At 59.2% G+C, this 25,280-nt stretch carries 23 protein-coding genes and 1 pseudogene; 13 read left to right on the top strand and 11 right to left on the bottom strand.

Translation table 11 applies throughout. From position 1 onward, the window contains the following. The first annotated feature begins 4 nt into the window (after positions 1-4). From PFEN_RS17800 to PFEN_RS17785, 4 genes are all read left to right on the top strand, one after another. Positions 5-439, top strand: a complete 435-nt coding sequence (locus PFEN_RS17800) for a RidA family protein (protein ID WP_191488117.1) — start codon at positions 5-7, stop codon at positions 437-439. 436 nt (positions 440-875) lie between these two features. Beyond that, positions 876-1,949, top strand: coding sequence for an ABC transporter substrate-binding protein (locus PFEN_RS17795; protein WP_191488116.1), 1,074 nt, complete (start codon positions 876-878; stop codon positions 1,947-1,949). Next, on the top strand, positions 1,936-2,934 hold the full coding sequence (locus tag PFEN_RS17790) for an ABC transporter permease (protein ID WP_191488115.1): 999 nt from the start codon (positions 1,936-1,938) through the stop codon (positions 2,932-2,934). Before PFEN_RS17795 ends, PFEN_RS17790 begins: the two co-directional genes overlap by 14 nt. Continuing rightward, positions 2,928-3,722, top strand: coding sequence for an ABC transporter ATP-binding protein (locus tag PFEN_RS17785; protein WP_412071449.1), 795 nt, complete (start codon positions 2,928-2,930; stop codon positions 3,720-3,722). Before PFEN_RS17790 ends, PFEN_RS17785 begins: the two co-directional genes overlap by 7 nt. 66 nt (positions 3,723-3,788) lie before the next feature. Here the strand turns inward: PFEN_RS17785 and PFEN_RS17780 are convergent, their stop codons facing one another. The 5 genes from PFEN_RS17780 to ehuB are packed head-to-tail and all read right to left on the bottom strand — an operon-like array spanning position 3,789 to position 7,833. Further along, positions 3,789-4,580 (bottom strand): amino acid ABC transporter ATP-binding protein, encoded by a 792-nt coding sequence (locus PFEN_RS17780; RefSeq protein ID WP_191488114.1) that lies wholly within the window; start codon positions 4,578-4,580, stop codon positions 3,789-3,791. Further along, positions 4,573-5,223, bottom strand: coding sequence for an ectoine/hydroxyectoine ABC transporter permease subunit EhuD (gene ehuD / locus PFEN_RS17775; RefSeq protein ID WP_191488113.1), 651 nt, complete (start codon positions 5,221-5,223; stop codon positions 4,573-4,575). The genes PFEN_RS17780 and ehuD overlap by 8 nt, the downstream gene beginning before the upstream one ends. Continuing rightward, a complete protein-coding gene (ehuC, locus tag PFEN_RS17770; protein ID WP_191488112.1) occupies positions 5,220-5,900 on the bottom strand; it encodes an ectoine/hydroxyectoine ABC transporter permease subunit EhuC in 681 nt (226 codons plus the stop codon). The genes ehuD and ehuC overlap by 4 nt, the downstream gene beginning before the upstream one ends. 43 nt (positions 5,901-5,943) lie before the next feature. Further along, positions 5,944-6,924 (bottom strand): succinylglutamate desuccinylase/aspartoacylase family protein, encoded by a 981-nt coding sequence (locus tag PFEN_RS17765; protein ID WP_224770993.1) that lies wholly within the window; start codon positions 6,922-6,924, stop codon positions 5,944-5,946. Positions 6,925-6,963: 39 nt separating this feature from the next. Beyond that, positions 6,964-7,833: an ectoine/hydroxyectoine ABC transporter substrate-binding protein EhuB gene (gene ehuB / locus PFEN_RS17760; RefSeq protein ID WP_191488111.1), complete on the bottom strand. Its 870-nt coding sequence runs from the start codon at positions 7,831-7,833 to the stop codon at positions 6,964-6,966. Positions 7,834-8,119: 286 nt separating this feature from the next. Between ehuB and PFEN_RS17755 the strand changes: the two genes are divergently transcribed. From PFEN_RS17755 to PFEN_RS17715, 9 genes and pseudogenes are all read left to right on the top strand, one after another. Beyond that, positions 8,120-9,070, top strand: coding sequence for a LysR family transcriptional regulator (locus PFEN_RS17755; RefSeq protein ID WP_191488110.1), 951 nt, complete (start codon positions 8,120-8,122; stop codon positions 9,068-9,070). Between the two features lie 226 nt (positions 9,071-9,296). Beyond that, a complete protein-coding gene (locus tag PFEN_RS17750) occupies positions 9,297-10,757 on the top strand; it encodes an FAD-dependent oxidoreductase (protein WP_191488109.1) in 1,461 nt (486 codons plus the stop codon). Continuing rightward, positions 10,754-11,728: an ABC transporter permease gene (locus tag PFEN_RS17745; protein ID WP_191488108.1), complete on the top strand. Its 975-nt coding sequence runs from the start codon at positions 10,754-10,756 to the stop codon at positions 11,726-11,728. Before PFEN_RS17750 ends, PFEN_RS17745 begins: the two co-directional genes overlap by 4 nt. Then, a pseudogene (locus tag PFEN_RS17740) lies at positions 11,725-12,644 on the top strand (ABC transporter permease). Before PFEN_RS17745 ends, PFEN_RS17740 begins: the two are co-directional and overlap by 4 nt. Next, positions 12,641-13,654 (top strand): ABC transporter ATP-binding protein, encoded by a 1,014-nt coding sequence (locus PFEN_RS17735; RefSeq protein ID WP_191488107.1) that lies wholly within the window; start codon positions 12,641-12,643, stop codon positions 13,652-13,654. The pseudogene PFEN_RS17740 and the gene PFEN_RS17735 overlap by 4 nt, the downstream one beginning before the upstream one ends. Next, positions 13,644-14,657: an ABC transporter ATP-binding protein gene (locus tag PFEN_RS17730; RefSeq protein WP_191488106.1), complete on the top strand. Its 1,014-nt coding sequence runs from the start codon at positions 13,644-13,646 to the stop codon at positions 14,655-14,657. Before PFEN_RS17735 ends, PFEN_RS17730 begins: the two co-directional genes overlap by 11 nt. 54 nt (positions 14,658-14,711) lie before the next feature. Beyond that, positions 14,712-16,277 (top strand): ABC transporter substrate-binding protein, encoded by a 1,566-nt coding sequence (locus PFEN_RS17725; RefSeq protein WP_191488105.1) that lies wholly within the window; start codon positions 14,712-14,714, stop codon positions 16,275-16,277. A 66-nt stretch (positions 16,278-16,343) separates the two neighbouring features. Then, the gene (locus PFEN_RS17720) at positions 16,344-16,871 is read left to right on the top strand and encodes a CMD domain protein (protein ID WP_191488104.1); all 528 of its coding nucleotides are present in this window, start codon (positions 16,344-16,346) and stop codon (positions 16,869-16,871) included. Further along, positions 16,871-17,458, top strand: coding sequence for a peroxidase-related enzyme (locus tag PFEN_RS17715; protein ID WP_191488103.1), 588 nt, complete (start codon positions 16,871-16,873; stop codon positions 17,456-17,458). Before PFEN_RS17720 ends, PFEN_RS17715 begins: the two co-directional genes overlap by 1 nt. Positions 17,459-17,504: 46 nt before the next feature. Here the strand turns inward: PFEN_RS17715 and PFEN_RS17710 are convergent, their stop codons facing one another. The 6 genes from PFEN_RS17710 to PFEN_RS17685 all read right to left on the bottom strand — a co-directional run bounded on the left by PFEN_RS17710 (position 17,505) and on the right by PFEN_RS17685 (position 25,264). Continuing rightward, a complete protein-coding gene (locus PFEN_RS17710; RefSeq protein ID WP_191488102.1) occupies positions 17,505-19,637 on the bottom strand; it encodes a TonB-dependent receptor in 2,133 nt (710 codons plus the stop codon). 411 nt (positions 19,638-20,048) lie between these two features. After that, positions 20,049-21,008, bottom strand: a complete 960-nt coding sequence (locus tag PFEN_RS17705; protein WP_191488101.1) for a D-isomer specific 2-hydroxyacid dehydrogenase family protein — start codon at positions 21,006-21,008, stop codon at positions 20,049-20,051. Beyond that, on the bottom strand, positions 21,005-22,192 hold the full coding sequence (locus PFEN_RS17700; protein ID WP_191488100.1) for an acyl-CoA dehydrogenase family protein: 1,188 nt from the start codon (positions 22,190-22,192) through the stop codon (positions 21,005-21,007). The genes PFEN_RS17705 and PFEN_RS17700 overlap by 4 nt, the downstream gene beginning before the upstream one ends. A 27-nt stretch (positions 22,193-22,219) precedes the next feature. After that, complete coding sequence (locus PFEN_RS17695; protein ID WP_191488099.1) at positions 22,220-23,221, bottom strand: ABC transporter substrate-binding protein; 1,002 nt, start codon at positions 23,219-23,221, stop codon at positions 22,220-22,222. Positions 23,222-23,237: 16 nt separating this feature from the next. Continuing rightward, on the bottom strand, positions 23,238-23,921 hold the full coding sequence (locus tag PFEN_RS17690; RefSeq protein ID WP_191488098.1) for a peroxiredoxin-like family protein: 684 nt from the start codon (positions 23,919-23,921) through the stop codon (positions 23,238-23,240). After that, positions 23,918-25,264, bottom strand: coding sequence for an LLM class flavin-dependent oxidoreductase (locus PFEN_RS17685; RefSeq protein ID WP_191488097.1), 1,347 nt, complete (start codon positions 25,262-25,264; stop codon positions 23,918-23,920). The genes PFEN_RS17690 and PFEN_RS17685 overlap by 4 nt, the downstream gene beginning before the upstream one ends. Between the last annotated feature and the right edge of the window lie 16 nt (positions 25,265-25,280).

The following is a 25,280-nucleotide window of genomic DNA, read 5'->3' as shown; positions in this document are numbered from 1 at the left end:
TAAGATGAGTAACAGCATTCAACGTACGAGCGTCGGCGATTTCCCTATCTCGCAAACCGTGACCGTGCCAGCCTCCGCCAGCTTGGTGTTTATCAGTGGCACCTTGCCGGACCTTGCTGACCCGCTGGCCGCGGCGGGCACTCCAGCGGCCTATGGCGATACTGAAGTGCAGACCATTTCGGTGTTCAACAAGCTGCGCAAGATCCTGCGGCAACAAGATCTGGACCTGGGGGATATCGTGCAACTGCGGGTGTTCCTGGTAGGTACCGAGGAGACTGGCGGCAAGCTCGATTTTACCGGGCTGCAGGCCGGGTATACGCAATTTTTCGGCACGACCGAGCAGCCCAACAAACCGGCGCGCACCGCTTTGCAAGTAGTGGCCTTGCCACTGTCCGGTGCCTTGGTGGAGGTCGAGGCGATAGCAGCCAGGACGGCGTGATCGTTCTATGTCCCTGCGCTGGCCTCGCCGGCAGCGCAGCCACGGCTGCGGATGAAGTCAAGCCCAAGGCTTGGGTGCCGCGCCATGCCCAATATCGCAATCTGGACTGACTTGACCCGAGGCAAGTCAAGGACTCACGTCTCTCAGCCCGGGGGGCGCGTTGAAACCGGAATAACCATAGAATTATATGATTCTTTAATAATTAACACCAATCAATATAATAAAAATGTCGTTAAAAATCGACTTTTGAGCCTTGTCGGATGCAACACGACTGACTTGGTTTTTCTCTCAGCCTCGCCGACCCCTACCAAGGCCTTTCATCAAGTTGAAAAAGCTCATTGTTGCCGCCGGCCTGTTGCTCGTCACGGCTGCGTGAGTATCTGGGGCTCGGCGAACTGAAGGATTGAGTTCCTCCATTAACCAAAGGGATATTTGAATGGCCGTTTCTGAACGATTGACTCGCCGTCATTTGCTGGGGCTGGCCAGCGTTGCCCTGGCGAGTCCGCTGCTGATGTCGTTGCCGCGCTTCAGTCGGGCTGCCGACGAGCACGCCGGACACGCTGTCGAGATCGGAGCCGAGCCCATAGATACAGGTGATTTCATCCGCTTGGACACACCTCGCGCGCTGAAGCTGGCGGTCAATCTGAATGCGGTATGCCTGGCGCCAGTGGTCATCGCGCATGGACAGGGCTTTTTCAAGAAGCACAATCTCGATGTCGAGTTGGTCAACTTTGGCAACTCCACCGAAGTGCTGCTCGAAGCCATCGCCACGGGTAAGGCCGATGCCGGCGTCGGCATGGCGTTACGCTGGCTCAAGGCACTGGAGCAGGGCTTCGACGTCAAACTCACCGCCGGTACTCACGGGGGGTGCCTACGTTTGCTCAGCGCGCTCAATGGCAACGTGCATAAGCTCGACGACCTCAAAGGCCAAACCATTGGCATCACCGACATGGCCAGTCCGGACCGCAATTTCTTCTCGATCCTGCTGAAAAAACACGGCATCGATCCGGTGCGCGATGTGCAGTGGCGGCTGTACCCGGCCGATCTGCTGGGCACGGCGCTGGAGCGCGGCGAGGTGCAGGCGGTCAGCGGCAGTGACCCGTTCATGTACCGTTTGATCAATACCGGTAAAGCCCAGGAGTTGTCCACCAACCTGGTCGAAGAGTACGCCAACCTCAGTTGCTGTGTCGTCGGCGTTACCGGCAAACTGGTGCGTGAAGAAAGGCGCGTGGCGGCGGCCCTGACCCAGGCGATTCTTGAAGCTCACGATTACTCGGTGAAAAATCCCCGGGCAGTGGCTAAAGGCTTCCAGGCATACGCGTTGAATACCTCCGTCGAAGAGGTCGAGGCAATCCTGCATGACCATACCCATGGTCATCATGCCGTTGGGGCGCTGCTGACGACAGAAATCACCACCTATGTCAGCGACTTGAAAACCGTGGAAGTCATTAGCCAGAGTACTGACGCCCGAGGGTTCGCCAAGGAGATCACCGCCGATGTCTTCAGCTGAAACGACAACGCTGATCAGGTCGTTGACACGGCGCAGCTTCAAGGTCTGGCGCCAGGGAGCGGTGGCGGTGGTGGCATGGGTGACGGTCGCGCTGCTGGTCAACTATTGGCCCAACGCCACGCGCCTGTGGCCAATGACCCAGGGGTTGGCGAATCTGTGCCTGGTGGTGGCGGCCCTGATCGGTCTACTGGGTCTCCTCGGTCATTGGTCGGTAAAGGTAGCCACGCGCGTTCGGGCAGCGGGAGCCTGGTTGATTGCGTTGCCGATTCTGTTGGGGATCTGGGAGCTGCTGACTGCCAAGCTTGGTATGCTACCGGTGCCATTCTTCGCACCGCCGCAAGCGTTGCTTGCGGTGTACGTCGAAGACTGGCCGCGTCTGACCGACAGTTTGCTGCATTCGGCCGTGTTGCTGGGGAGTGGAGTAGCGCTGGGCGCCGCGACCGGGTTTGTGGCTGGAGTTGCCATCGGTTGGTCGAGTCGTATCGGCTACTGGCTGCATCCGGTCTTGCGCATTCTTGGACCGGTGCCTTCGACGGCGCTGTTGCCACTGTGCTTCTTTTTGTTCCCCTCCAGTTGGAGTGCCAGTGTATTTCTCATCGCCCTGGCAACCTGGTTTCCAGTGACGGTGCTGACATGGTCGGGTGTTGCCAGCGTCGATAAAGCCTATTACGACGTGGCAAGGACCTTGGGGGCGAAGCAGGGTTTTCTGATTTTCAAAGTAGCGATCCCGGCGGCGTTACCCCACGTGTTCGTCGGGTTGTTCATGGGGTTGGGGGCTTCATTCTCGACCCTGGTGGTCGCTGAAATGATGGGGGTCAAATCCGGCATCGGCTGGTACTTGCAATGGGCTCAGGGTTGGGCCGCCTACGCCAATATGTACGCGGCGCTGTTGCTCATGGCACTGGCCTGCTCGGGCTTGATCTCCGTGCTGTTCCTGATCCGCGACCGATTGTTGGCTTGGCAAAAAGGAGCGATGAAATGGTAATGCCGGTACAGGCAGCAACGGTTTCTGCTCCAGCAGGGCTGGCTCTGCACATTGACAACCTGAGTCATGGTTTTGTCCTGGACGGTCAGCGCTTATCGGTACTGAAGCGGGTTTCCCTCCATGTGGCGCAGGGCGAATTCGTCGCGTTGCTCGGACCTTCGGGTTGCGGCAAGTCCACGCTGCTGCGGCTGGTGGCAGGGCTGGAGCCCGCCGATTGGGGAACGTTGCTGGCCGATGGTGAGGCCATTACCGGTCCGGATCCAAGTCGGGTCGTGGTGTTCCAGGATCCGACGCTGTACCCGTGGCGACGAGTATGGGACAACGTCGCCCTTGGCCTGGAAGCTCAGGGCATCCTTAAAACCCATTTCGCCAAGGTCGATGCGGCACTGGAAAAAGTCGGCCTCAGTCAGTTCGCCCGGGCTTATCCCCGACAGTTATCAGGTGGTATGGCACAGCGTGTCGCATTGGCCCGGGCGCTGGTCAACGAGCCGCGTCTGCTGATCCTGGACGAGCCACTGGGCAAGCTGGACTCGTTGACCCGCATCACCATGCAAAAAGAACTGATCGACTTGTGGCAACGCCAGGGCTACTCCGCACTGCTGGTCACCCACGATGTCGAAGAGGCCTTGCTGCTGGCTAATCGAGTGATTGTGTTCAGTGACCGACCGGCAACGATCAAGGCACAACTGACCATCGAACGGCCTTATCCGCGTCATCGCGACGATCCTTACCTGGTGGACCTGCGCCGCCAGATTATGGGCTTGCTCGGGTTGGGCGACAGCTGGTAGTCAGTCTCTGAATTCAATGACCTGGTGAGAGTGCTGGTCTATTTCGCGGGGCCGCTGTGCTGATCATTAACGTTGCTCGACCAGGTTCAGAAAGCGCCGCGTCCGTTCGTTATCAGGGTTGACCAATATTTGCGTCGGAGAACCATCGGCGACGACTTTTCCGGCCTCCATAAACAACACTCGATCGGCGATGTCCTGGGCGAATTTCATTTCATGAGTCACCAATAGCATCGTCATTTGCTGTTCATGGGCGATGGCGCGGATGACGGCCAACACCTCGCCGATTAGTTCCGGGTCCAGCGCCGAGGTCACTTCGTCGAACAGCATGACTTGCGGGCGCATCGCCAAGGCGCGGGCGATCGCCACGCGTTGCTGTTGACCGCCAGACAGTTGACTCGGGTACGCGTCGGCCTTGTGGCTCAGGCCGACCAAACCCAGGTATTGCTCCGCGCGGGAATGAGCTTCTTCGCGGCTGAGTTTCAACACCCTGAAGGGCGCCTCGGTGATATTTTCCTGAACCGTCAGGTGCGGGAACAGGTTGAACTGCTGGAAAACCATCCCTACGCGATGCACCACGGGCGCGCCTCTGGCGCCTGTCCAATGCCAGACCGGGCGCTTGGTCGGCACTGCCGCGCCAGCGACTTCAATACTGCCGTGCTGATAAGTTTCCAGCCCTTTGATCAAACGTAGAACGGTGGATTTCCCTGAGCCGCTCGGGCCGATCAAGGCGACTTTCTGACCTTGCGGGATGCACAGGTCGAGGTGATCAATGACACGTGTATGACCAAAGTTCTTCACCACTTGCTTGAGTGTAATCTGTGCCGGCGCAGAGGTGTGCAGGTGTGCGAGATCAGTCATGGCTGCGCCTTTCGAGGTGTCTGAAGAATAGGGAGGTCGGCACGCTGATCACCAGAAACATCAGGGCCATGACGGTATAGGGTTCGTTGTAGCGATAGGTCATGCCAGCAATTTGCTTGGCTGCTTGAAACAGTTCGGGAATGGTGATGACCGCCAGCAACGGAGTTTCCTTGAACATGCCGATCAGGTAGTTGCCGAGAATCGGCAGCATGGGTTTTAGCACCTGGGGCAAGACGATCCTTTGCCATGTCGTCACGGTATCGAAATCCAGCGCCCTGGCGGCTTCCCATTGCCCGGCCGGCACGCCTTCGATGGCACCCCGGTAGGCCTCGGCGATGTAAGCGCCGTAGTACAGCCCCAACCCGATGACGCCGGTGGTGATTGCGGGCAAGGTGATCCCCACCAGCGGAAAGGCAAAGAACAGCACATACAACTGGACCATCAACGGTGTGTTGCGGAAGAAGCTCAGGTAGCCGGTGCTCACGGCATGAACGATGGTGATCCGCGATTGCTGAGCGATGGCCAACACCATACCTAGCAATGCCGAAAGCAGAAAGCCGAGCACCACCACTTGGATAGTGATCAGCAGGCCTCGAAACAAATCTGGCAGGATCGACCAGGCAAAGTCGTAGTCGAAGTTCATATTGTGCGGTCCTGCCGCCAGGCGGTGACATGTTGCTCATAACGCCGAACCAGCCAGCTCATTGGCCAGGCCATGACGAAATAGCAGAGCAGGACGATGCTCCAGATCAGCGTCTGTTGCCCCAGGGTGGTCACCAGTTGCCCGCCGGAAAATGTCAGGTCGCTCAGGGTGATCAATGACACCAACGAGGTGGTTTTCATCAGTTCTACCAATTGATTACCTAGTGGGGGCAGCATGAACGGCAGGGCTTGGGGCAACAGGATCCGGCGAAACGCTGTCACGGGACCAAAGTCCAGGGCCCGAACTGCATCGCGCTGTCCGCGGCTGACATTTATCAGTGCGGAGCGAACGATTTCCGATCCGTATGCCGAGAATGTCAGGCCCAGGCCGACAACGCCCGTGGTCATCGGCGACAGGCTGATGCCGAACAACGGCAAAATGAAAAACAGGTAGAACAACAGCACCAGCGCGGAGATGCCGCGTAGCACTTCGACGTAGAGTGTGGCGATCCAGCGCAGCGGGCGCGAGGGTGACAGACGCATTAGCGCAATGACGAACGACATCAGCAGAACCACCAGCTCCGCAAGGACGGTGATTTCCAGTGTCGTCAGCGCGCCCTTTGCCAGCTGTCGGGCAATGAACGTGGAGGTATCCAGCGTTGAGGGATCGATCAACATGGCCTGTACTCGTGTGGGTTGAGGCCGTTTGCTGCCCAGGGTTTCAAGGTGTGCTGGCAGGCAACGGTGCGAGGCTGATCAGCCATTCGCCTTGGTTGATAATCGGGTGGTTGACCACCATCAGCACCAATCCATGGTGGGGCGCGAGCAGCTCGCCTGCGGGGTTGCCGTAAAGATCCTTCAAGTGGCCGAGACGTTGGCCGGCGATCACCTGGTCGCCGGCAGCCACCTCCAGATACAGCCTTGCGCTTAGGGGGGCTTCGACTTTGGCGAAGTTGCTCACCACGATATTGCGCCGCTGTTTCGACGCAGTGGCGCGCTTTTCGATTAGACCCAGATACTGGGCAATGTTGGCCACGCCATTGAAATGAAACGTGATGCATTCGGGATCGAACACACCGTTGGCGCCGCCTTCGGCCATGACCGCATGACGACCCAGCCACGGCAGCTCATTGGTGGCGCGCCCCCGATTGTTGGTTTGCTCCACTGCGAATTCGACAATACCGTCGGCATCGAACTGGTGCGCCAGCGCCCGGGTTCGCTGATCGAGCTCGATGTTTCCCGTCATCTGGCACATCACGAATTTGGCGACGTCCTCGCGCAAGTCGACACCGTGCAAGTCGATAAAAACGTCGGCGTCTTTCGCCCACTCGTGCAGTACCTGATGCATCAACACCTGACTGAAAGAGCCTTGCGGATCCCCGGGTGAGAGGAAGTTGAGGTTCTTGCCGTCCACCGGACAGACGAACTCGGCGTGGTCAAACAGGCCGGGCATGTTCAGCACCGGCAGAATCGAAACCGACCCCCTGAGCAGATGCTGCGCGAAATGATCTTTCAGCTGCAGCGCCGCTTCCATGGCATCGACTTCGTTGGGATGCATGCCGGCGATAATCGCCAGTTTCGCACCTGGCAGCGGTGCTTCGATGTCGAAATACGGTAGTTGCAGACCCGCCAGTACCAGCGGGTCAAAGGTCAGTGTTCCCCAACTCAACGGGCCGTTTTTGCCGATGATTTGCTTTTGCACAGCGATATTCTCTGGGTGCGTAGGGTTATCGTGTGCGGGTCACAGCGCGCAGCGTTGTGCAGCTGTCACACCGGTTTCCGGCAATTCATTTTCGGTGTAGCCGTATTTCTGCAAAATCCTCAGCAGTTCACCAGAGGCCCGCAGTTTCGCCAACTGCTCGTTGAACGCCTGGGTGAATTCAGGATCATTTTTCGGCAAACCGTAGGCGTGGTAGTTCCAGGTCGGTTTGCCTTGGGTATCGAGAATCTGGTTGAAGGGCAGGGCGCGCTCGATCTCTGTGCTGTTGGCTTTTTTCACCAGGCTGATGATCTCGGCATCGGGGAAATACACCACGTCGACGCGATCAGCCTGGAGCGCGGCCAGCGCTTCGGTGTCTTTGTCAAAAAGGATAACGTTGCTGGCGGCAATGCCTGTGTCCTTGGCTTCCTGTACCTGATTGGTGCCGGTCTGCGTGGCCAGGCGGGCCTTGGGGTTGCTGGCGACATCCTTGAGACTGTGCAGCTTCAACGGATTTCCCGCTTTGACAATAAAAGCGCCACCGGAATGGGTGACTGGATTGGAGTAGCCAATGACCTTGCAGCGGCTGGGATTGATGAACAGGCCTGCGCCGATCAGATCGAAACGCCCAGCCGCGAGCCCAGGAACCAGTGAGCCGAAATCGGTGATTGGGGTATCGATCTTGGTGATGCCCAGCGGTTTCAAGATGGCTTGTAACACCTCGACGTTGGCCCCAGTAACTTTTCCATCCGTACCGATATAGGCATAGGGTTGTTCGTTGGCGATTCCCGCAGTTAGCCCGTTGCTGCGACCTTTCTCCAACAACCCGGCCATGGCGGAAGACGCGAACACCGCGCTCAGCAAAGCGACTGAACCTAGGGCGGACAATGAACTGAGTTTGATGCCTTTCATGATGTACTCGAGATGGTAGTTGAAAAGGGGCTCGGCTAACCGATTCAGCAGAGGGCACTGTCATTAACTTTATAGATATAAAAATATTTTTTTAAATACCTTTGGGGAATATGTATAGATCGAGGTCAATGACGCGTAGGGCTCGGGGGAGGCGTCGTAAAAGGGGGGGCACAGGGGGGCCGCTGGCGCGATATATGCGTTAACAGTGTGTAGACTTTCGCGCTTCGAACCTGGGCGCCTGATGTTCTGCGCTCCTGTCAGTTTCTGTATTGATCAAGGCGTGCTTATGGATCTGCGTCAGCTTGAAGCGTTTGCTGCTGTGATGTCGGCGGGCAGTGTTACCGCGGCAGGAAAGATGCTCGGTCGTTCCCAACCATCGGTTACAAGAGTCATTCAGGAGCTGGAGCAGGAGCTGGGCTTCGCCTTGTTCGAGCGCAGCGGGCCAAAGGTCACTCCAACCCAGAAGGCGTTCATGATGTACGCCGAAGTCGAGAGCGCACTGCTGGGGATTCGTAACATTCGCCAGCGTGCGCTGCACATCGCTCGGGAAGAGAATCATCAGGTCAAATTGGTGGCGATCTCAGCGTTGGCGGCAGGGCTGTTGCCTGCGGCGTTGTCACGCCTGCCTGATAGCCTTCGTCCGCAGCAGATCCAGCTACAGAGCATGTCGCCGGAAAATGTAGTCCAGGCGGTGTTGTCGAAAACCATGGATCTGGGCGCAGTAAGCCTGCCGCTGGAGCATCGCGGGCTTGACATTCACTGGATCGGCGAGGCGCCCTGCGTCGCAGTGCTGCCGGCCAGCTCCGAACTGGCAGTGCACGAGGAGCTGTCCATGGCGCTATTAGCACAACAGACCCTGATCACCATGGCCAATCCGTACCGTTTTCGTCGACGCATCGACAAGGCCTTCCACGACGCAGGAGGACCGCCACCGCGCATGCTCGACACCAATACCTCGTTGATCGCCATGCAGATGGCCAGAGTCGGATTGGGTGTTGCATTGGTTGATCCCTTTACCGCTATAGGGGTGCCATTGCAGGGTGTGGTGGTCCGACCGATTGCATACAACATCCCGTTTTTCTTCGGCTTGATTTCGGCATTCGCCAGCCCGTTGTCCGATGTGGCGCGTGCGCTGATCGGCGAGATCGCTACTTCGGCAAAATTGCTGCTGCCGCACATGGTCATGCATGAAGCCAGCGCCCATGACGCCCTGTTGCAGAGTATCTACGCCGAGTAAAAACGAGTAAGCCTTGGAGGCTGACCAAGCGTTTTATTATTTTTAATTCCATTTTCGCATATAAATATGTTTTTTTGAGCATTGCGAGAATAAAAAGTCCCTTTTAGTATTCGATTTAAGCATTCAATGGCGTTAAGAATTCATTTTTAACTGCTGTGCAGGCTTTTTGAAGTGTCTGAATCCAGGGTCGAGTGATTTGCTCTCGATCATCATCGAGTAGCGATCAATGTCCGATGCAACCCCTCCCATAGGTCTCGCGGCACTCGAAGCACGTTTGCGTCAAGACTTGGCCTGGCTCGACTTGCCCGCCAATCCCTGGGTCAAGCCGCGCCTCAGCGAAGGCACAGCGGTACTCGACGTGGCAATCATCGGCGGCGGTATGGCCGGCCTGGCACTTGCCGCCGAGCTGCGCCACCTGGGTGTTGCTGCCGTGGTTTTCGATCAGTCGGTGGCAGGCTTCGAAGGACCTTGGGCAACAACCGCGCGTATGGAAACTTTGCGCTCGCCTAAAAACCTGACCGGGCCAGCACTGGGGTTGCCCGCGCTGACCTTCCGCGCCTGGTTCGAAGCACAATTCGGCGCTGAGGGGTGGGCCACACTGGACAAAATTCCACGTCTGCAATGGGCCGACTATCTGCGCTGGTATCGCAAGGTATTGGCGCTGGACGTGCGTAGCGAACACCGTGTTGGCCGGGTTACACCAAGAGCCGACGGGCTGGTTGAACTGGTGATCGTGACGCCCGCGCAGGCGCATGAGCTGTTGGCGCGTCATGTCGTGCTTGCCACCGGGCGCGACGGTCTGGGCGGTCCTTGGGTGCCTGGGTTCGCCCAGCAGCTACCGCGTCATCTTTGGGCACATTCGGCGGACGGTTTGCAGGATGAGTGGTTTGAAGGCAAGCGGGTCGCGGTCATCGGTGGTGGGGCGTCAGCCATGGACAGTGCCGCTACGGCGCTGGAGGCTGGGGCGAAGGGGGTCGACCTGTTGATCCGCCGTGCCGAGTTGCCGCGCATCAATAAAGGAAAGGGTGCCGGCAATCCCGGGATGGTCCATGGCTATTGGCGTCTGCCGGACACTTGGAAGTGGCGCATTCGCAATTACCTCAATACGCAGCAAGTCCCTCCGCCACGGAGCAGTACGCTCAGGGTTTACAATACGGGCAAGGCGCGGTTCCTGTTGAGCAGCCCGGTAGTCTCAGTGAAAGAAAACCCGGCCGGTGGTCTGTGGCTGTACACGCCCAATGCCCGGATCGAAGCAGATTTCCTGGTGTTCGCCACCGGTTTTCGCACTGATTTTCAACTGCGTCCAGAGTTCGCGCCGTTCTCCTCGCACATTCGCGTCTGGCGGGATCGCTTCGAGGCCCCACCCACCGAGCTCGATGCCGAATTGTCCGAACTGCCGGACTTGGGCAGCTGTTTCGAATTCCAGGAAAAAACACCCGGCATCTGTCCGGGGCTGAACCATATCCATTGTTTCAGCTATCCCGCCGCACTGACCTATGGCGCGGTGTCCGGGGATATTCCGGCCATCAGTGAAGGCTCAAAACGTCTGGCTCACGCCTTGGTCGGCCAATTGTTCAACGAAGATATCGCGTTGCATTTCGAGTCCATGCGCAGTTATGCAGACCCTGAACTGCTGGGCGATGAATGGGTGGCCAGCCAGCTATCTATTGAAGAGTTGCGGCAATGATCGGCTGGGCACTGCGACGATTGACTCAATCGCTGCTGGTGATTGTGCTGATGACCCTCGTGGTATTCATCGGGCTGAATGCTATTGGCAATCCCATGGACATTCTGGTGGGCGAAGACCTCAATCAGGCCGAACGCTTGCAGGCCATCGCACACTTGGGGCTGGACAGGCCGCTGTGGGAGCAATACCTGATTTTTCTCAAGGGGGCTGCCCACGGCAATCTGGGCCAGAGTTTTGTCTATCACGAAGACGCTATGCGCCTGATTCTGCAACGGTTGCCAGCAACGTTCGAACTGGCCTTCTTCGCGTTGTTCCTGGCCGTTGTGATTGGCGTTCCTTTGGGAATGCTTGCCGGCGCCTATCCCGATCATCCGTTTTCGCGACTGGTGATGGCCTGCAGTATTGTCGGTTTTTCGCTACCAGCGTTCTGGGTAGCGTTGATGATGATCATGCTGTTCTCGATCAAGTTGGGATGGTTGCCCGCCAGTGGACGTGGCGACACCCGCGAGTGGCTGGGCGTGCAGTGGTCGTGGCTGACCCTCGACGGGCTGCAACACCTACTGTTGCCCGCGCTGAATCTGGCGCTGTTCAAGATATCCCTGGTGTTGCGCCTGACCCGCGCCGGTGTTCGGGAAGTACTGCCACAAGAGTTCGTTAAGTTTGCCCGGGCGAAGGGGCTCTCGCCGATACGGGTGATGTGCATGCACGTCATGCGCAACACCATGATTCCGCTGGTCACGGTGCTGGCGATGGAACTGGGGTCGACCATTGCCTACGCCGTGGTTACGGAAAGCATTTTCTCCTGGCCCGGCGCCGGGAAGCTGATTCTGGACAGCATCAACACCTTGGATCGTCCGGTGGTGGTGGCCTATCTGATGGTGGTCGTGGTGATCTTCGTGGTGCTCAATCTGATTGTCGACGGTTTGTACTACCTGCTGGACCCCCGCGTGCGTACCGAGGCCAGCCGATGATTGCCGTGCTAAAAACCTCAACGGCCAGCTTGCGTTTGCAAACCCAGTCGCCCTGGCGCCGGGTATCTGTCGAATTCATGAACTCGCCGACGGCCGTATTCGGTTTGCTGGTGTTGTTGGCTATCGTGCTGGTCGCGTTTTTTGCCCCGTGGATCGTTGTGCAAAACCCCTACGACCTGATGCAGCTCAATGTGCTGGATGCGCGCCTGGCACCGGGTAGCGTCAACATGGACAGCGGCTACACCTATTGGCTCGGCACCGATGGGCAAGGCCGCGATCTGGTCTCGGCAATCATGTATGGCTTGCGAATCAGTTTGTGGGTCGGTATTGGCTCGGCGTTGATTGCTGCAATGATTGGCACGCTGTTGGGCCTGGTGTCGGCGTATGTCGGCGGTTGGGTAGACGCATTGTTGATGCGTCTGGTGGATCTGCTGCTGTCGTTCCCAGTGATTCTCATGGCACTGATGATCCTCGCCTGGCTGGGCAAGGGGTTGGTAATGTGATGCTCACGCTGGTCCTGCTGGAATGGGCCTATTACGCCCGTACCGCCCGCGGTCAGGCATTGACTGAAAGCCGCCGCGAATACGTCGACGCCGCGCGGGGGCAGGGGATTGGTTCGTGGCGCATCGTCATCGGGCACATCCTGCCCAATTGCCTGCCACCGCTTATGGTCATCGGCGCCTTGCAGATCGCCCGCGCTATCACGTTGGAAGCGACCCTGTCGTTTCTCGGTCTGGGCGTACCGGTCACGGAGCCTTCCTTGGGCCTGCTGATAGCCAACGGCTTCCAGTACATGCTCAGCAACGAATACTGGATCAGCCTGTTTCCGGGGCTGGCGCTGTTGATCACTATTGTCGCTATCAATCTGGTCGGTGACCGCCTGCGTGATGTCCTGAACCCGAGGTTGCAGCGATGAGTCTGCCGGAAGTGTCGTTGACACCGTCGGTTGTCCCGCAGCCAACGCTGGAAGTCCGTGGTCTGTGTACCTCGTTTTATACCCGGGCTGGCGTGTTGCCGGCGGTGCGCGATCTGTCGTTGCACGTGGGGCCCGGTCGAATACTGGGGTTGGTGGGTGAGTCGGGGTCGGGTAAATCGGTGACCGGGTTTTCCATTCTCGGGCTGGTGGATGAACCCGGCCGTATCAGTAGCGGCCAGGTGTTGTTCAAAGGTCGTGATCTCACAAAACTGTCGGCGTCCCAACTGCGCGCGATACAAGGCAACCGGATCGCGATGATTTTTCAGGATCCGATGATGACGCTCAACCCGGTGCTACGGGTCGACACGCAAATGATCGAGGCGGTGCGTGCCCATCGTCCAATGAGCAAGCGTGATGCTCGTGACCACGCCAGCCGCACCTTGGCGTTGATGGGCATTGCCAGCCCTGAAGAGCGTCTGCGCGCCTATCCCCATCAGTTGTCCGGTGGTATGCGTCAGCGGGTGGCGATTGCCATCGCACTGTTGCATTCGCCTGACCTGATCATTGCCGATGAGCCGACCACGGCGCTGGACGTGACGATCCAGGCGCAGATCCTCAGCGAAGTGCAAAAACTGGTGCGAGAGCAGGGCACGTCGCTGATCTGGATTACCCATGACCTGTCGGTGGTGGCTGGGCTGGCCGATGACGTGGCGGTGATGTATGCCGGACGGATTGTCGAACAGGGGGCGGTCTCTGACGTGCTCGATCGTCCACAACATCCCTACACCCAGGGTTTGATCGACAGCCTGCCAAGCCGTAACAAGCGCGGCCAGCGTCTGCGACAGATTCCCGGCATGGCGCCGGATCTGTTCTCGATGCCGGCAGGTTGTGCATTCGCCGAGCGCTGTACGCGGGCGTCGGCGGCCTGCGCAAAGGAACCTGCACCTCGCGAGATCCTGCCAGGCCAGACGGTTCGCTGTTTTCACCCGGGAGCCACCGATGGGCAATGATCAAATCCCCCTCATTGAACTGCGCCAGGTCAGCAAGGTGTTCGGCAATCCGATGCCTGGGTATTCGATTCAGCCGCTACTGCAACGGCTTCATCTGACGCGCGCCGAGCCAGTGACCCATGCCGTCGATCGCGTGGACCTGCAGATCGCCCGTGGCGAAGTCGTTGGCCTGGTCGGGGAATCCGGCTGTGGTAAATCTACCCTCGGGCGCATGGTGGCGGGGTTGCTGCCGGTTTCATCGGGCACGGCTTTGGTGGACGGAATAGCCCTCGACAGCCTGACGGCGGATGATCGTCAAGCCGTACGTTTGAAGGTGCAGATGATCTTTCAGGACCCTTCATCGAGCCTCAATCCACGTCTGCGGGTCGACCGTATCGTTGGCGAAGGGGCGCTGTTGCACGGCTTGACCGACAAGCAGGGCTTCGACGATTACGTCAGCGCGCAGCTACAGCGGGCCGGGCTCAGTCCCCAGCTGGGCCAGCGCTATCCCCATCAGTTCAGCGGGGGCCAGCGTCAGCGTATCGGGATTGCCCGGGCGCTGGCGGTGCAGCCGCAACTGCTGGTCTGCGATGAGTCAGTGGCGGCGCTGGACGTGTCGATTCAGGCGCAGATTCTCAATCTGTTCATGGACCTGCGCGACCAGTTGGGCCTGACCTATCTCTTCATCAGCCATGATCTGGGCGTCGTCGAGCACCTGTGCGACCGCGTCGTTGTGATGTACCTGGGGCGGGTGGTCGAAAGCGCGTCGGTCGATGACTTGTTTACCCGTGCCAATCATCCCTACACCCAGGCATTGTTGGCGCAGATCCCGCGCTTTGATGTCCGCAGTACCCGTTATGACGCGATCAAAGGGGAAATCCCCAGCCCGCTGAACCCGCCCGCCGGGTGTCATTTCCATCCGCGTTGTCCGCATGCCACCGCGCGCTGTGGCAACGAAGCTCCAGTACTCAGGGAGGTTTCGCCGAACCACCTGAGTGCGTGTCACCTGAACGACCACTTTTGAACGAGCGCGTTGACGCTCGTCATGCCCATTGCCATTGCGTACAAGGAATCCCCCATGAATCCACTTGTTCGTTCACTGTTAGCCTCGGCGCTTATCCTGGCGGCCGGCAGTGCTAGCGCACAGACCCTGCGTATCGGTTACGCCGACCCGGTGTCGTCTCTCGATCCGCAACTGAACAACTATGCCGGTGATCGCTCGGTGGCGTTGCATGCTTTCGAATCGCTGGTCAATCGCCACGATGACAAAACCCTGCCGGGCCTGGCCAAGAGCTGGAAAGTCATCGATGACACGACCTGGGAATTCGCCCTGCGCGACGACGTGAAATGGCAGGACGGCACACCGCTGACCGCAGATGACTTCGTCTTCTCGTTCGAGCGCGCCCGCAGTGTACCGGGCAGCGTGGCTTCTTATGCGGGAGCCACGCGTACCGTGGAATCGGTAACGGCCAAAGACGATCACACACTGGTCATCAAGACCCGCATGCCCAATGCGAACCTGCTGCCGGACGTAGACTCGATCTATATCGTCAGCCGTCATGTCGGCGCCGAGGCCAGCAGCGCCGATTACAACTCGGGCAAGGCCATGGTTGGCGTAGGGCCTTACCGCTTCGTCTCCTACGTGCCGGGTGACCGGACGATCTTCGAGAGAAACGATACCTACTGGGGGGCCAAACCGACCTGGGACAAGGTTGACTTCCGCTTCATCGCCAACGCCGCCAACCGCACCGCAGCGTTACTGGCCGGCGACGTAGACGTGATCGACAAGGTATCCCCCACTGATGTCGAGCGTCTGCGCAAGACCCCAAGCGTCAATGTCTTCGCCTTTCAGGGCTTGCGGGCGCTGATTATCCAGCCAAGTTTCCGCGCAGGCCCCAACGAGTTCATACGTGATAACGCCGGCAAGCTGCTGTCCGAGAATCCGCTGCGTGATGCGCGCGTGCGCAAGGCCCTTTCGCTGGCGATCAACCGCCAGGCCATCGATGAACGCATCATGCAGGGTACCGTCACCGAGGCCAACCAATGGATGCCGGCCAACACGTTCGGTTACAACCCCGACGTGAAGAACATTCCGTACGACCCGAAACAGGCCAAGCAACTGCTGGCGCAGGCCGGTTTCCCGGACGGTTTTCAACTGACCGTGCATGTACCGGGCGATCGTTATCCGCAGGCGCCGGAAGCGATGCAGGCGGTGGCACAGTTCTGGTCGCGGATCGGCGTCAAGGTCCAGCTCGAAGTGCTGCCATGGGCGGTGTATGCCGGCAAGGCCAACAAGAATGAACTGGCAATCAGTGTGATTGCCTGGGGTAACGGCACCGGCGAAGCGGCGTATGCACTGACCAACATCCTGACCACGGTTGACAACGGCAAAGGGCAGGGCGCTTCCAACTGGGGCCATTACAGCAATCCGTTGGTGGACAAGGCACTGGTGGATTCGACCGCCGAGTTCGATGAGGGCAAGCGCCGCAAGATCCTCCAGGACTCGGTCCAGGTAGTCAGTGATGACGTCGGCATCATCCCGCTGTTCCACTACCAGAACATCTGGGCCGCCCGCAAAGGCCTGAAAGTCGAGCCGTTGGTCAGCGACCGCACGGCAGCGACCATGGTCACCGAACAACCTTGAATCGGCTTGCGCCAGGGCCACCGGGCTCTGCACGCAACTCCCGCCAACAGTCCTACAGGATTTGTCATGACCTCGACCGCCGAACCTGCAGCCGCAGCGGATTTAATCGATAGCTTATCGGGCATCCAGCCCGGCACACCTCTGCACGCTGTACGCCATGCCAGGGACAAGGTCGCCTCGGCGACACAGGGCAGCCAGGATCTGTTCTTTGATCCGGCACTGGATAACGGTTTGCCGTTGAGCGAGCGGCTATGGGTGGCGTACTACGCCGCGCGACTCACACCGCACACGAGGCTGGCTGCGTACTATCTTGAGCAGTTGTCAGCGTCGGGCTTGAATGAGCCGGTGCGTGCAGCCGTCGATTCCGGAACCCTCGAAACGCTGGACGACGAGCGTCTGCGGGCGATCTTGAGCTTCACCCGGACCTTGATCGAATCCCCTGTCCACGGAGATCGGGCGGCGTTGCAAACGCTTCAACATGAAGGATTGAGCACCGCCGAAATCGTCGTGCTGGCGCAATTGATTGCCTTTCTGTCCTATCAAGTGCGCCTGGCCGCTGGGCTCGGGGCGTTACTGTCCGCAGGAGCCGCCTGATGAGCGAGCCTATTCGTAGTCACGGATTCACCAACGAAGCGCTGGGCTGGAAAGCCTGGCTGCCGACCATCGACTTGGGCAGCGCCACGCCCGAACAAGTAGCCGTGCTGCAAGAGAGTCACCCACAGGCCAAGACGTCGGACTACTACCTGACGCTGGCCCATCACCCGGACATCCTTCGCCAGCGCTCACAGGCATTCAACGCCATTATGTATGCACCCGGTGGCTTGTCCCGTGCCGAGCGCGAGCTGGCGAGTACGGTGGTGTCGCGGATCAATCGGTGCGTGTACTGCGCTTCGGTGCATGCGCAACGGTTCGAGCAACTGGCCAAGCGTAACGATGTGATCGCCGAGGTATTTTCCGACCCTGCAACCGCTGGCACGACAGATCGTGAAAAGGCCATTGTGCAATTCACCATTGACCTGACCCTGGAGCCAGCGTCGCTGAACGCCAGTCACGTCTTCACGCTTCGCGATCAAGGGCTGGATGACGCTCAGGTTCTGGATCTGATCCACGCAATTTCGATTTTCGCCTGGGCCAATCGATTGATGTTGAATCTGGGTGAGCCGGTGTTTACCGCGCCATAGCACAGCTGTCCTACGGCGTGGTTCATGGTGATCGAGAGATCCGCGGTCAGAGGTCGTAGCGCACCGACAACAACAGGGTTCGCGGGTCATTGATCGAGTAGTAGCGAGCGCCACTGGAGGGCACGTAGCCAACCGATTGCGGGTAGGCACGGTCGAGCAGGTTCTTCACTGACAACGTGGTGGTCCAGTGACCGTCGCCGGTGATGTAGCTGGTGTGGGCGTTCCAGAAAGTTTGTGTCGGGATTTCCTGGATGTCGTCGTTCAGCGCGTTGGCATAGGACTTGGTCTGGAACTGCGCATCGGTACCGGCCAGCCAGGTGCCGGGTAGACCAGCCGGGATGGTGTAGTTGAGGCCGACGCTGGCATTCCAGCGTGGCGAGAACATCAACTGCTTACCATTGGCATTGACACCAGCCCCGCTGGCATTTTGGAAGTCGTCATACTTGCTTTGCAGGTAGCCGAGGTTGGCGGTCAGTTGCAGGTCGCTGCTCAGTGCGGTCAGGGTTTCCAGTTCGACGCCGTAGGTGTGGGCCCGACCGACGTTGGTGCGCAGGCTCACGCCCAGTGCCGGATCGTAGGCGTTGGTCTGCAGGTCCTTGTAGTCGTTGTAGAACAGGGCGACGTTGGCCCGCAGGCGTTGGTCGAAGAAGTCGCCTTTGAAGCCGGTTTCCCAGGTGGTCACGTCTTCCGGGGAGAAGGCTTGTTCGGCGGCGCTCCGGGTCGGCGCGCGGTTGTCGTAGCCGCCGGCCTTGAAGCCTTTGGCGACGTAGGCGTACTGATTCAGGTGCGCTGTCCAAGCATATTCGAAGCCGAGTTTCGGACTGGTGGATTGCCAGGACTTGCTCGCGTCTGCGGTGAAGTTGATGCCGGTGATCTGCCGGTTGGTGTTGACGACATAGTTGGTGTAGTCGAAGTTCTTGTGCTCGCGAGTAAAGCGTAGCCCGGCGATCAGCGACAACTGGGACGTGATCTTGTAACTGCCCTGGCCATACAGCGCGTAGCTTTCGGTGGTGGTGGTGCTGTATTGGCCCTGGCCGATCACTTGGTTGCGGGCGATCGAGTAGGTCAGGCTGTCGCGCTCGGCGTCGAACTTTTCACGGTACAGGTACAGGCCGGTGCTGAAACTGAAGTCGTCGTAGTTGCCGTTGAGCTGGAATTCCTGAGTGGCATAGTCCTGCTTGTAGGTGATCAGGCTGTTCTGAATCAGCGCTGCCTGCCCCGAGTTATCATAGTCCACAGGCTGGTTGAATGCGGAATAGGCAGTCACCGATTTGAAGTTCAGGTGATCATCGATCGCATAGATAGCACGTAGCACCGAACTGCCCTGATCGAGATGGTTTTTCGGGTCGAGGCTGCTGTAGCTCTTGAATTTTTCGAAGTGACCGTTGGCATCAAACGGTGTGTAGCTGGTGGTGTCACCACGGTCGAAGGTGCCAGCCAGGGTCAGTTGTACGTCCCACCGCGAATCGATGGGATTGAAGCGTAGCTTGCCGCGGTAGGACTGGATATCGACGTTGTTTACGTCCTTTCCACGGGTCGGATCGGAGACGGTGCCGTCTCGGCTCAAACGAATCGCCGAAAAACTCCCGAACAGCGCGTTGTCCACCAGAGGGCCGCTGATCAGCAGGCGTGCGTTCTGCGCGTCATAGTTGCCGGCGCCGAGTTCGAAGAACCCTCGGGTTTCCTGGGTTGGATCGCGGGTGATCACCCGGATCGCCCCCGCGCTGCTGTTACGACCGTAGAGCGTGCCTTGGGGGCCGCGTAACACTTCAACGCGTTCGACGTCGTTGAAGTCGAGCATCGAGGAAATGGCCCGAGGGATGTACAGGTCATCGGCGTAGACCGCGACGGCCGCCTCCTGGATCGGATCGGTCTCGCCGATGCCGCGAATGCCGTAGGTCTGTGCGCTGTAGGAGATCGACTGGCGGCTCAGGGTCAGGTTCGGCACTTGCCCGGAGAGGTCGCGGATACTTTTGATCTGCTTGTCCTCAAGGGCTTTCTCGTCGAACGCGGAGATCGCCAGTGGGGTCTTTTGCAAGTCCTCGGCGTGGTGTTCAGCGGTGACCGTGACAACGGGGAGGGCACCATCCTTGGTGTTTTCTTCGGCGTGGGCCGACAACCCGAACAGGGTCAACGATACGGCTAGCGTCAGACGGTTTGAATTGAAGATGTCGTGCATGGTGAACCCCTGGTGTGTAGATGCAGCCTTGGCGTCGTTATGTTTTCTTGCGCAAAGCGTTGCCAGGACCATGGTCCGAAAGCCATGGCGGCGGTGGCTTGAGCTGGTTTTAGGTGTGTGTGGCGGTTGACCGTGGAGTGGTGTCGGCCAAAAAACCCGCAGTTCCGTGGGCCTCCACCTGGTCAGGGGTCGGTGATGGTTGTAACAATATTTGTATAATAAGGGGTTGTAAAATTCCGATTAGCTATAAGTTAATTATGAAAGATATACATTAAGTTAAGTATTAAGATGCGTAATTATGATGTTTATGTGAGGTAATCAAAACGCAATCGCGGGCAAGCCACGCTCCCACAGGTAACGCATGACGTGTGGGTGCGTGGCTTGCCCGCGGTGACAGTCGATTGGTAGTTCCTAATACCCTCGTTGTACGTTCGCCAGATTCTCCGGTGCCAAACCGCTGAGGAAACGCGCGAGATTGGTCAGGAAGCTGTCGGCAATTTCGTGGCGACTGTTGCTGGAAATCGCTGAGGTATGGGGCGACAAATGAACCCGTGGATGGGAGTAGAGCAGGTGTCCGTCCGGCAGCGGCTCGGGCTCGGTGACGTCCAGCGAGGCGAGGCCGATCGTTCCGCTATCCAGTGCTTCGAGCAAAGCCCCGTGGTCGAGTAGACCACCACGAGCGATGTTGATCAGATGCAGACCGGGCTTGGCGCTGGCGAGCACGGCACTGTTGACGACATGCCGGGTCGTCTCGGTCAGGGGCGCCGCCAGCACCAGGTGATCGGCGCGGGCAAACAGGTCATGGATATCCCGCGCGGCCTCGACGCCTTCAACCTCGAACGGCGTCTGGCTTTGACGCAGCGCCAGCACATTGATGCCCAGGGCATGGGCCTTGGCCGCTAGGCTGCGGCCGATGGCACCAAAGCCGAGAATGCCCAGGGTGGTCCCTTTGAGCGGCGTCAACGCACTGAAATTCCACTGCGAGTCATGCACCCAGATGTCCGGCAGACGCTTGGCGGCGGCGAAGATTGCCGCCAGGGCGAATTCGGCGATGTTCTCGGCGGCGCTGCCCCGCGACGTACTCACCGGTGGGCCGTTGAACAACCATTGGGGGTAGAAGTCGATACCCGAAGACACCACCTGAATCCATTTCAGACCATAGGGCCAGCCCGGTGGCGGTGTGTCCGGCGCCAGGTAGCCGCGCACATTGATTGGTCGCGCCAACAGGATACTGACTTCAGCCGCAAGGTCGCTGGGTACCCCGGTGGGTACGCCGATTACGCGAGCACCGGGGTGCGTTTGCGCAAGGCGCTGGCGGATCACATCGTTGAAGTCTTCATCCAGTTGGCTGGCAATTACAAGCTGAGTCATGGGTATTCCTTCTGCTGGCGCTGGGTGAAGACAGCTTTGCCGACGCCTTGCAACACGGTGTCGTTCTGCGGCGTGTGGACGCGACTGCACAGCACATCGCGGTAGTGCCTTTGCAGTGGGTTGTGGCGTGACAGACCGGGGTTGCCGGACGCCTCGATGGCCAGCTCGACGGCGCGGATAGCATTGCTGGTTACCAGGAACTTCAGTTGCGCGGCGTTACTTGCAGGCGTGTGTCCTTCGGCGGCGGCATCCAGCAGGCTGCGGTTGGCGAACAGCAAGGTGTCGATCTGCCCAACGGTTTCCTGGAAGCGCGGCAGGGTCGACAGTGCCGCACCAAGGTTGGATGGCTTGCGTTGTTCCAGCCAGCCTACCAGCCAGTCCCGGGCGGCTTGGGCAACGGCATCGTAGACCGATGAAAGCAATACCGACATCCACAGGAATCCGTCGCCATCGAGCTCGGGTTGCGGTGCGCTCCAGAGGCTGACACTGACGGCGTGATCCAGCGGCACCAGGACGTTGTCGAACGCCACTTCGTGACTGCAGGTGGCGCGCATGCCCAGATGGTCCCAATCTTCGATGATGCTGATACCGGGCGTGTCCTTGTGCACCAACCAGGCACCGACCAGCGGGTCTTCATCCGTGCTGCGGGCCCAGACGCTGAGCCACGTCAGGCCATGACTGCCGGTGGAGTAGATCTTGCGCCCGCTGATCCGCCAGCCGGCAGCAGTGCGTCGAGCGATGGTCGCCGGCAGGCCGCCACGGGCCGGTGTACCGAGGTCTGGTTCGACGCGCAGGGCGTTGATCAGCGCACCATTGCTCACCGCATCCTCGGCCACTTGCGTGCGCAAGGCCTGGGGCCAGGTTTTGCTGTCTTGCAAACGGGCGTGTTGCAGGTACTGCATCACCAAGATCAAGGCGGTGGAAGGTTCGCCCTTGGCGATGGCGCTGATGGCCTTGCGCGCCTGGGCCAGGTTGGCACCACCACCGCCCAGTGCCTTGGGCACAGTCAGGGCCACCAGGCCGTGCTCATGCAGCAGCTTGAAATTGTCGCGGGGGAAGGCTCCGCTTTCGTCGTAAAGATGAGCGGTCGCGGCGAGCTGGGTACTGATGCGTTCCAGCAGCGCTTCGAAATGGGCCACTTCCACCGAGCGCAGCAGGGGGGGGTATTGAGAAGAAAGACTCATGGTCGGTTCACTCGATCAAAATAGAGTTTATATCGACAGCAACTTGAACTGCCGATCCCACAACGGGCTGACATCCAGCCGCTCGCTCAACACCCCGGCGTCGAAAAACAGATCCGCCACTTCCTGTTGTGAAGCGATGGCGTGTTCATTCACTTCGATCAACTTGTAGGGTTGGCTGCGGCTGTTGTACATGTCGAGGAACACCGCTTTATCCACCCCGAGCAACTGCGCCGATTTCGCGGCCCAAGGTTCGGGGTTGTTGTTCATCCACTCCAGGGTGTGCGCTTGGCGCTGCAGGTAATCCTGGATCGCCTGTTTGCGCAGTGGGTCTTCCAAGGCGGCGGGGCGGGCGGCGATTAAGTAGTTACCCGAGAGGTAGCCCAGGGCGGTTTTCAGCACCCGGGCACCACTGCGAAACTTCGCCAATTGGATAAACACGCCGTAGATCACCCAGGCGTCCAACTGGCCGCTCTGGAACGCGCTGAAACCGTCTTGTGGGGTGAGCGATACGGCAGTGATGTCGTTCAACGTCAGCCCTTGTTCCTTCAGGGCCTTGATCAAGAAGTAGTGAGACGTGGTGGAGCGCACATAACCCACCCGCTTGCCCTTCAGTTGCTCGATGGACTCCAGTTTCGAATCCTTGGGGATCAGGATCACCTGGTTATTCACGTCGCCTTGAAGCACGGCGATCAGCTTCGGTTCGCGATGGCTCTGGATCGAGAAAATCGGCGGGATCTCACTCATGCCACCGATGTCCAGACTGCCCGAAGCCAAGGCTTCGACGATCAGATTGCCACCGGCAAATTCCGCATAGTCGACTTTGTAGGGTGTATGGGAGGTGCCCGCCTCGTCGGTGAAGTATGAGTCCTGGCCACGGTAGGTGGCGACGGCGAGGGTCAGGTCCGAGAGTTTGGCTGTGGCGCCCAAAGCGCGCGGCACCAGGGACGACAGCCCCAGCGCGCCCAAGGCGATGGAGCTGGCGGTAAGGAAGCCGCGACGATTGAGCTGTCCCTGTATGATCTTGGTCATCTTGGTCAGGCCCTGGTCAGATGGCGATAGGCAGGGCGGTGTGCCCCAACAGCTGTTCAACCACATGCAATACCGGTTCGGCTTCGGTACGCACCAGCCAGTCCGGGCTGACTTCAACGAAGGCCACCGTGCCGTCCTGGGCGATGACGACGACGGTGGGCTGAGGCAATTCCCAGGTGCCGGTGCCGGTGGTGTCACCGATGAAATTGCCCTTGGCCAACGCGGCTTTTCGTGAGGCCTCGTCGAAGCTGTAGAGAATCCCCAGGCGCCGGCCGAGGTTGTTGTCCGGGTCGCTGGTCACCTGCAGTTGCAGGTGATGTCGGGTCTTGATCTCGACCAGGCGTTCGGGCACCTGCGGGCTGACCGCCACCAACGGCACCCCTAGCTCCCGTAGGCGCGGATAGAGCTGGCGCTCGTAATAGGGCAGGGCGATATTGCATGCGGGGCAGCCGGCGAAGCGGAAAAAAATCAATACTGCCGGGCCGTCGGCCAGCAACAGGTCACGGTTCAGTTCGCCGCCTTCAACGTTGAGCAAGGTAAATGGGGCCAGCTTGTCACCGATCTGGACGTAATCATCGACCTTTGCTTCATCCACCAGACGTTGGCGTTGGTTGATATTGACCTGCAGCGCCGCCGGTTCCCAGGTCGCTACGCGCTCGGCGTGCAGATCCGCCAACAAGCGGTTGAGAGATTTGCTCATGCCAGGGCCTCCAGCTTTTCTTCTGCCTCAAGGGCGATGCTGTAGCGGTTGGCCGGAACGTCCAGGCCCAGGTTATCGCGCAGCGTGATGCCACTGTATTCGCTGCGAAACAGACCGCGCTGTTGCAACACTGGTACCACCTGTTCGGTGAAATACTGCAAACCATCCGGCAGCAGCGAGTTGATGATGAAGCCATCGGCTGCCCCTGCTTCGAACCAGGTCTGGATCGCGTCGGCGACCTGCTCCGGCGTGCCGACGAAGTCGCGTTTGGGGCGCGAAAAACGTAGCGCCACTTCCCGCAGAGTCAGGCCTTCGTCCCGAGCCAGTTGTTTGATGCGGTCAGAGCCGCCTTTCTGGCTGTTGGAGCCCAAGTCGCCCAGTTCGGGGAATGGCGCATCCAGCGGGTATTGACTGAAATCATGGTCGTTGAATGGCCGACCCAGGGCGACAATGGCGTCCTCGACGGTCACCAGTTCCACGGCTTGCTGGTAGCGGCTTTCCACTTCGGCTTCATCGCGGCCGACAATCGGTCGGATGCCCGGCAGGATAGACAGCTGATTGGCATCGCGACCAACATTGCGGGCGCGCTGTTTCAGATCCTGGGCGTAGGCGAGGGCTTCATCGAGGCTCTCGGCGTGGACAAAAATCGCATCAGCATGCTCGGCGGCAAAATTACGCCCGGCCTCGGAAGTGCCGGCCTGGAAAATCACCGGCTGACCCTGGCGGGATCGGGCAATATTCAGTGGGCCCTTGACCGAGAAGAACTCACCCTTGTGTTCCAGGGCATGCAGCTTGCCGGGTGTGAAGAACTCGCCGCTTTGCTTGTTGTAGGCGAAGGCGTCGTCTTCCCAGGAGTCCCACAGGCCCTTGACCACATCCACGTGCTCCTTGGCGATGCGATAGCGCACGGCATGGGGTGGGTGTTCGGCCTTGCCGAAGTTGTCGGCGGTGCCGCTGAGCCAGGAGGTCACTACGTTCCAGCCGGCGCGGCCGCCGCTGATATGATCCAGGGAGGCGAACTGGCGCGCCACCTGGAAGGGTTCGGTGTAGCTGACGGTCACGGTCGCCACCAGGCCGATGTGCGACGTCAGGGCTGCCAGGGCCGAAAGGATGGTCAGCGGTTCGAAGCGGTTGAGGTAGTGGGGGCTGGATTTTTCATGGATATGCAGGCTATCGGCGATGAACACGAAATCGAACTTCGCGCTTTCGGCCAGTTGTGTCTGCTGCTGGTAGAAACCGAAGTTGACACTGGCGTTGGGTTGGGCCTGCGGATGGCGCCATTCGCCCCAACCATGGCCGACGCCATGGACCATGGCACCGAGTTTCAGTTGGCGTTTGCTCATGTTCTCACTCCTTCTA

It is taken from the genome of Pseudomonas sp. FEN, assembly GCF_904067045.1.
Classification (GTDB): Bacteria; Pseudomonadota; Gammaproteobacteria; order Pseudomonadales; family Pseudomonadaceae; genus Aquipseudomonas.
The sequence above is the reverse complement of the archived record's forward strand: the minus strand, read 5'-3'. Positions and strand labels throughout refer to the sequence as shown.